General features: G+C 34.3%; 11 protein-coding genes. All 11 read right to left on the bottom strand.

Going from position 1 to position 7,134, the window contains the following annotated elements; translation table 11 throughout:
• A partial coding sequence (locus P8M54_RS14155) for an aldehyde dehydrogenase family protein (RefSeq protein ID WP_300288626.1) occupies positions 1 to 508 on the bottom strand: 508 nt, incomplete at its 3' end.
• Between the two features lie 470 nt (positions 509 to 978).
• Complete coding sequence (locus tag P8M54_RS14150) at positions 979 to 1,227, bottom strand: YtxH domain-containing protein (RefSeq protein WP_300288625.1); 249 nt, start codon at positions 1,225 to 1,227, stop codon at positions 979 to 981.
• Positions 1,228 to 1,239: 12 nt separating this feature from the next.
• Positions 1,240 to 1,392: a lmo0937 family membrane protein gene (locus P8M54_RS14145; protein WP_300288624.1), complete on the bottom strand. Its 153-nt coding sequence runs from the start codon at positions 1,390 to 1,392 to the stop codon at positions 1,240 to 1,242.
• Between the two features lie 312 nt (positions 1,393 to 1,704).
• Complete coding sequence (locus P8M54_RS14140; RefSeq protein ID WP_300288623.1) at positions 1,705 to 1,899, bottom strand: hypothetical protein; 195 nt, start codon at positions 1,897 to 1,899, stop codon at positions 1,705 to 1,707.
• 78 nt (positions 1,900 to 1,977) lie between these two features.
• Entirely contained in the window at positions 1,978 to 2,139 is a 162-nt protein-coding gene (locus P8M54_RS14135; protein WP_300288622.1) for a Thivi_2564 family membrane protein, read from the bottom strand.
• Between the two features lie 185 nt (positions 2,140 to 2,324).
• The gene (locus P8M54_RS14130) at positions 2,325 to 2,849 is read right to left on the bottom strand and encodes a hypothetical protein (protein ID WP_300288621.1); all 525 of its coding nucleotides are present in this window, start codon (positions 2,847 to 2,849) and stop codon (positions 2,325 to 2,327) included.
• Between the two features lie 10 nt (positions 2,850 to 2,859).
• Complete coding sequence (locus P8M54_RS14125; protein WP_300288619.1) at positions 2,860 to 3,327, bottom strand: hypothetical protein; 468 nt, start codon at positions 3,325 to 3,327, stop codon at positions 2,860 to 2,862.
• 58 nt (positions 3,328 to 3,385) lie between these two features.
• Positions 3,386 to 4,009, bottom strand: a complete 624-nt coding sequence (locus P8M54_RS14120; protein WP_366525156.1) for a peptidoglycan DD-metalloendopeptidase family protein — start codon at positions 4,007 to 4,009, stop codon at positions 3,386 to 3,388.
• Positions 4,010 to 4,158: 149 nt separating this feature from the next.
• Positions 4,159 to 4,452, bottom strand: a complete 294-nt coding sequence (locus tag P8M54_RS14115; protein ID WP_300288618.1) for an antibiotic biosynthesis monooxygenase — start codon at positions 4,450 to 4,452, stop codon at positions 4,159 to 4,161.
• Between the two features lie 171 nt (positions 4,453 to 4,623).
• Complete coding sequence (locus P8M54_RS14110; protein ID WP_300288617.1) at positions 4,624 to 4,875, bottom strand: hypothetical protein; 252 nt, start codon at positions 4,873 to 4,875, stop codon at positions 4,624 to 4,626.
• A gap of 111 nt (positions 4,876 to 4,986) precedes the next feature.
• A partial coding sequence (locus P8M54_RS14105; protein ID WP_300288616.1) for a transketolase C-terminal domain-containing protein occupies positions 4,987 to 7,134 on the bottom strand: 2,148 nt, incomplete at its 5' end.

Here is a 7,134-nt window from a genome sequence, read left to right as displayed (position 1 = left end):
ACAAGGATGCAATAGCAATAGCGCACTGTGGAACGATCGATGCATGTTTTAGTAAAATTGTATTCCCTGCCATAATATTTGGCGCTGCAAATCGAACAACTTGGTAGAAAGGAAAATTCCATGGCATAACTCCAAATAGTACTCCAATAGGACTACTTCGAACAAAGGCTTCCCCCGAATCAGGATGTAGTTTTTTATCGGCTAAGAAGGTTTCGGCATTGTCAGCATAATAATCGAAAATATTGGCACTTAAATCAATTTCACTTTCAGATTGACTAATAATTTTACCCATTTCTAAGGTAATTAGTTTTGCTAAAGCTGCTTTCTTTTCGCGCATTAATTGGGCTACTTTATGCATTAGTTTGGCTCTTTCGCTAAAGCTTGTTTTTTTCCATTCTTGAAAGGTAGACGCCGCTTTTGCAACAGCTGCATCTACTTGTTTATCGGTCATTTCTTCAAATGTTTGAACTACTTTGTTAGTAGCTGGATTTGTTGTTTGTATTGACATGATTTTTGTTTTTAAGTTTTTGTAATTCTGGCGGTTTGATTTTGATTTAAAAGCCGACAAATAAATTAAGAGTAATTTGAAAAATGGCGTTGTTATTTAGTATTTGAAATAACAGGAATCGCTATTGAGTTGAAATACTATCACATGATTTTTGACAGTATATTATGAAAAGTAATCAGAGAAAATTAAAAAAAATAGCTGTAATGGACTGCTAAACAAGGGGGAGCTTCGCAAAAAGGAACGCTAAGATGTGGGCACAATACCCTTGAAAAATAGTTGGGTAAACTTCAGTGTTTGAGTACAACTTAATTTATATATCTAGCTAAATCTGCTTTGTAAAAAAGCGCTATTTTAAATTTTTTTTTCTATGAACTACATGAGTAATCTTGAATGTTAAAACAACTCATGTAGTTGGAGTTTTAGCTTAGATAATTGTTAATTAGCTGTGCTATAGTTTTTGTTTGGAACCTTTATTTTCCAAGCTTCGCTTTTCCTTGAGCAATCAGCTCTTTTCCTTCTGCTTTTAAACTTTCGTATTTATCAGTGAAGGTGTCCAAAAGATCAGCTGCTTTGTTTCTGGCATCCTCTGTGTAGTCAGCTCCTTTTCTTTTTATTTTTTTGCGGGTTCTGCTTCCTTTATCTGGTGCATATAATACGCCAAGCAATGCTCCAGCTGCAACACCACCTAAAAATCCCAATAGTGCTTTATTATTTTTCATAATGTATTTTTTTTAAAGTTTTTTTCCTTGAATAAGTCTTAGTAAAATGGCTATGATTGCGATTACTAGTAAAATATGAATGATAGATCCTGCACTGTAGGCAAAAAATCCAATTGCCCAAAAAAGTACCAAGATAACAGCGATGGTGTAAAGTAAATTGCTCATAATATATGATTTAAGGATTGATATGTATTGAAAAAAGTAACAGTAATAGCTTTACCATTTCTTCTTTACAAAGTTCGCTAACTTAGAAGAGGTATATCTTATAGTACTTTTGGCAAATGTTATAATATTTGCACATTTTGAAAGAAGTGCACTATAAGCTTTACCTAAATTTCTAAAAAAAAAGGACTGCTGATTAACTCAGCAGTCCTCACCAAAACCAAAACCAAACCTAAAGTGTGCCTATAAAAGCATCACTTTATTCTATATTTCTGAGATATACTACGTCTTAATTGTACAATAAATCCTCGTAAATTAAGCTTCGTCCTTAGTAGTTCGAACTAAACTAATCCCCGAACTGAAAAAGATAAGACCCAAGACACCATAAATTACTAACGATTTAATATCTTGATTACTTCCTGATGTACTACTAAATACTACTGCATCATATATCAAAGCGGCTATCCCTAACGTTGTTAAAATAGCTCCAAAAATTCTTTTAAGATTCATAATTTTATATTTTTAATTATTGCTATAAAATAGTTATAACAAGGGTAATGGTTTGAATTATTGTTTACTTAGTTAAGTTCACAATACCTCTATAGTTTGTAAAAACCATATTATAATGGCTATAGCAACTGCAGTATTAAATATTTTTTTTAAAACACCATCAAACGGTAAATAGGTATTGATAATCCACAGCACTAAGACAGCTACAATAACAACGGCTAAAATGCTTAGAAAAAACATGATTGACTTTTTTTGGAATTTCTATAAATCAAAGGTAAGTCATCCACTTGCATACTGTTTTATACAATTATTATAAAAAGTTATACTATTTACAGTTTTGGGTTTTCGGTTTAATTTGAGGTAAAAAGCAGCCCATCTTGGGTATCTTAATTTAGATTATGTAAGACTTACGACATTAAGTAAGGTTATAAAGCTGCAATTTCGTTGCTTGTAGGGTAGGTGGTACTACTATCTGATTTATAAGTTGTAGTATAATAGTTTTGTTTGTTTATAGCGGTGAAATTTCCAATTTGGCTACTAAAAACATTACTTTTTCCAACAATATTGTAGCGAATGGATTGAATGTCTTGCTTTTTTAAAAGCTGCATTTCAGCGGTTGTAAAAGTGAAGAAAGATGTAATTTGATTGCCTGCATTTTCAAAATTCCCTTTGTCTGTACAAGTCAAAATAGCACCGTTAGTAAGATAAATGTAAACGGTACCTTTAATAATAAATTCAGGGTTGCTAGAAAGGGAACTTAGTTTTAGCAAGCCTCCATTTTCTGTTTTTGCAACTTGTACAGTCAGCTCACCACTAAGGGCATAGTTGGGACAAATAAAATTCCAATTCGAAGTCGCAGGATATACTTTTCCGCCTTTTATGGTCATCGTATTTTGACCAAAAAAAACGATAGGGAATAATAGAAAAAGAAGCGTTATTTTAGAAATCATTGGTTGAGTGTTAAAAAGAATCTTTCCAATCCATTGTTTTGATGGCAGATAACTGGTTCGCATTATTCATAAAAACACGTAGCTCTTTATTGGCTACTTTTTTACTGTATAAGGCTTTAAAGCGGAATATAGTACTTTGATCATTTGGGTTTTGATACACTTCGACTAATTTTAAATCTTGGAAAGTTCCATACCATTGCCTGTATTTGCCGCAAGTTTTACTTAACTTTTCTAATGTTATGTTATTGATTACTGATTGTGTTGCTTCTGAGGTAGTAAAAGGCTTAAATTTAGAGGTGTTACATGTCATTAAAATACGCTTACCAAGGTCGTAGGCTTTGTCTTTTTGAGTGGAGCTGACAGAGGATAGCGCTACCTGCACTGTTTTAAGTTCTTCAATTTCGACCGTTTGTACTGGTTTTTTGGATTTACAACCTACCAAAACAATCAACGTAAGTAAGACTACTATTTTTTTCATTCCTTCTAATTTATTTTTAGTAAAAGATTTGGATTTGGACAATTTTCTAGATAAAATGTTAAGTTAGATTGGCTGCATACTCCTGGATAATCTCCTTTATAATCTCCCATGTCATTAATAATTTGAAAATGGAGGTGAGGAGCATAATCTCCGTTACAGCGGCTTCACCAAGTGTTGCAATAACTTCTCCTTTTTTGAATTCTTGTCCTATTGCACTATTTGCTATACTTTCTAACGACAAATGACCATATAAAGTATAAATAGTGTGATTTTCGACTTGATGCTCTAGAATTAGAGTGGGACCGTAATTACCCAAGCTGTCATTGTTTTGAAAACTATGCACTTTACCATCTAAAGCAGCCAAAACGGAGGTACCGGCATTAATCCAAAGATCGAGTCCTATATGGATATTACGCTCTTCGGTTTCATCATCCTTAAATACAGTGCTACGTTTATATAAATTACGCTGCTCATTGTAACCGCCGTAGGCTACCTTAGCATTATTAGTACTTAAATAAGCACTAATGAACTGCTCGTATTCATTCGAATTGGATAAGGGTATGGTTTGTAAAGCAACGTTAGTACTACTTAAGTCTAACGGGTAATATGAACTGTATGGGATGTTTTGGTCAATAACTTTAACGTCTTTTATGTTTTCTAGGATGCTATGTAAGGTTGTCATTCTTGTTGAATTTGGTTTGAGCCCTAAAATAAATAAAAAAAAACCAACATAAAAAATTTATGTTGGTTTTATAAAGTTTTGTTTACAGTTTTATCCTTTGCTTCAGCAAAAGAGCCTCGAAGTAAAAAGAGCTGTTTGTAGATAAGCGTTTATTTTACAGCTAATAAATCTACAAATTCAATCACAGGATCAGAAGCTAATAAATCGCCAGCATGCTCCATTAATTTGGCTGCGATTTCACCTTCTAAATGAGATTTTCGGCCTGCTTCAGTTTCAAAAGTATCAAATATCCCAAAAGTAGAGGGTCCTATCTGCCATCCGTACCATTTTACCGTTTCTTGTTCTTCAACTGCAATTGGTAGTGCACTTTTTAAAAAGGCAGCTACTGCTTCTTCTTTTCCTGGCTTCGCTTCTAAACGAGCGAGTAATGCGTATTTTTCCATAATGTAATGATTAATTTATAGTTACGTAATCCTGTGATCTTTTAATAAAATCAGCTATTTACTATGTGAAAGATAATTAATTTACTAGGAGCTTCATGTTAAACAAATAACAAAAAAAAGCCAATATATTAAAAATACTGGCTGTTAAGAAGGTGTTGTAATTTTTTACCTTTATTTTTTAATTTCTACTTTAGATTCTTTCCCTCCGCCAACAGATATACTCGTTGAGTTTGTTCCTTTTGAGGTATTGATATCTACACCATCAGATCCAATTTTAATGGAAGTACTGTCTTTAGCTGGTTCCACCGCAGGAGGACTAACTTCAATTGTTTGTTCGATTGTAGTAGGTTCTGCTTCTTTGTCTTTGCATGAAACTAGAGCTACTAAACATAATCCTGCGACTAAATAGGTTGTTTTTTTCATATTTTTTTTCTTTAATTTATTAAATAACTAAAAACAAGGTACACTAATTATTTCTATAAAAAAAATCCTGCTCGATAGTGAGCAGGATTTCTGTGTTTATTATGATGCGATTTAGTATAAATTTGGAAACTGAGATGGATTCGCCTCGTTCATCATCGCATATACTTTTTCGTAAATATCTTCAGCAGATGGTTTTGAGAAGTAATCTCCATCTGTACCATACGACGGTCTGTGTGCTTTCGCGGTTAACGTTTGAGGTTTACTGTCTAAATATTGATAACCGTTCTGCTTTTCTACTATTTGTTGCATAATGTAAGCCGATGCTCCACCAGGTACATCTTCATCAATTACTAATAATCTATTTGTCTTAGCAACACTTTTTACAATCTCTTCATTAATATCAAAAGGAAGTAATGATTGGACATCTATGATTTCACAATCGATTCCTATTTCAAGTAACTCTTTTGCCGCTTGCTCTACTAATCGCAAAGTGGATCCATAAGAAACTAGCGTAATGTCTTTTCCTGTTTTTAAGGTTTCAATAACTCCAATAGGGGTTTTGAACTCTCCATAATTTAATGGCATTTTCTCTTTTAAACGGTAACCATTCAAGCATTCAATCACTAAAGCTGGTTCATCACATTCTAACAAGCTGTTGTAGAATCCTGCTGCCACAGTCATGTTTCTTGGAACTAATACATGAATTCCTCTTACGGCATTAATGATCATTCCCATTGGAGAACCCGAATGCCAGATTCCTTCTAGTCTATGACCACGAGTTCTTATAATTAGTGGTGCTTTTTGTTTTCCGACGGTTCTATATTGCAGTGTCGCTAAATCATCACTCATGATTTGAATAGCATACAGTAAATAGTCTAGATACTGAATTTCAGCAATAGGGCGTAAGCCACGTAGTGCCATTCCAATCCCTTGACCAATGATAGTGGCTTCACGTATTCCTACATCTGCTACACGGAGTTCACCATACTTCTCCTGCATTCCTTCCAATCCTTGATTCACATCGCCAATTGCTCCCGCATCTTCTCCAAAAATTAAGGTTTCAGGATATTTGGTAAAGATGGCATCGAAGTTATCCCTTAAAATCATGCGACCGTCAGTGTCTTCAATAGCATTCTCTGGATAAACAGGTGCGACTGCAGCTACTTTGTATACATTGTCTGTAGATTGAGAATATAAATTACTTCCAAATGAATATTCATTTTTCGCTGTATACTTCTTGATCCATAAAGCTAGCTCTTCTTGTCCTGCTTCGTTTACTAATAAACGCAATGATTTTCGAGCGGCAATTAAAATCTCTTTTTTCAAAGGATCTTTGATACCTTTAATTTGAGCTACTTGCTTTAAAATACCTTCTTTATTGGTGCTAGTTTGAGCTACTTTTTCTAAAAGAGCAATAACTTCTTTTTGTTCTTCTACTATTGGAGCAATAAAATTAGCCCAAGCAGCTTTTTTACCCTCTACAACCTCTTTTTTAGCGCTAATATCAATTAGTTCTAATTCTTCTTGAGAAGCGATATTGATGGCAATCATCCATAAACGCATTTGTCTAATACAGTCAAAATCTCTTTCCCATGCTAAGCGATCTCCATCTTTATAACGTTCATGTGATCCCGAAGTGGAGTGTCCTTGTGGCTGTGTCAATTCATTTACGTGAACTAAAACAGGAACGTGCTCTTCTCTAGCAATGGTCGCTGCTTTTTCATAGGTTGCAATCAAATCAGTATAATCCCATCCTTTTACTCTTAAGATTTCATACCCTTTGTGTTCGCTATCACGTTGGTATCCTTTTAAAATCTCCGAAATATTTTCTTTGGTAGTTTGATGTCTAGCATGCACTGAGATTCCGTATTCGTCATCCCAAACACTTATAATCATAGGAACCTGTAATACGCCTGCTGCATTAATGGTCTCAAAAAACAATCCTTCGGATGTACTTGCATTCCCTATGGTTCCCCAAGCCACTTCGTTTCCATTAACTGAAAAATTAGCTTTATTGGTGATTCCTTTTACTTGTCGGTATATTTTAGATGCTTGCGCTAAACCTAATAAACGAGGCATTTGGCCTGCAGTAGGAGAGATATCAGCACTAGAGTTTTTTTGTTCTGTTAAGTTTTTCCATGATCCATCGGCGTTTAAACTGTGTGTGGCAAAGTGACCACCCATTTGTCTTCCCGCTGACATAGGTTCCTGTTCAATCGAAGTATTCCCGTACAATCCAGCAAAAAATTGCTCAATTGT

Origin of the sequence: Flavobacterium sp. (assembly GCF_029242675.1) — a bacterium.
Lineage (GTDB): Bacteria > Bacteroidota > Bacteroidia > Flavobacteriales > Flavobacteriaceae > Flavobacterium.
This window is presented reverse-complemented; position numbering and strand designations above follow the sequence as displayed.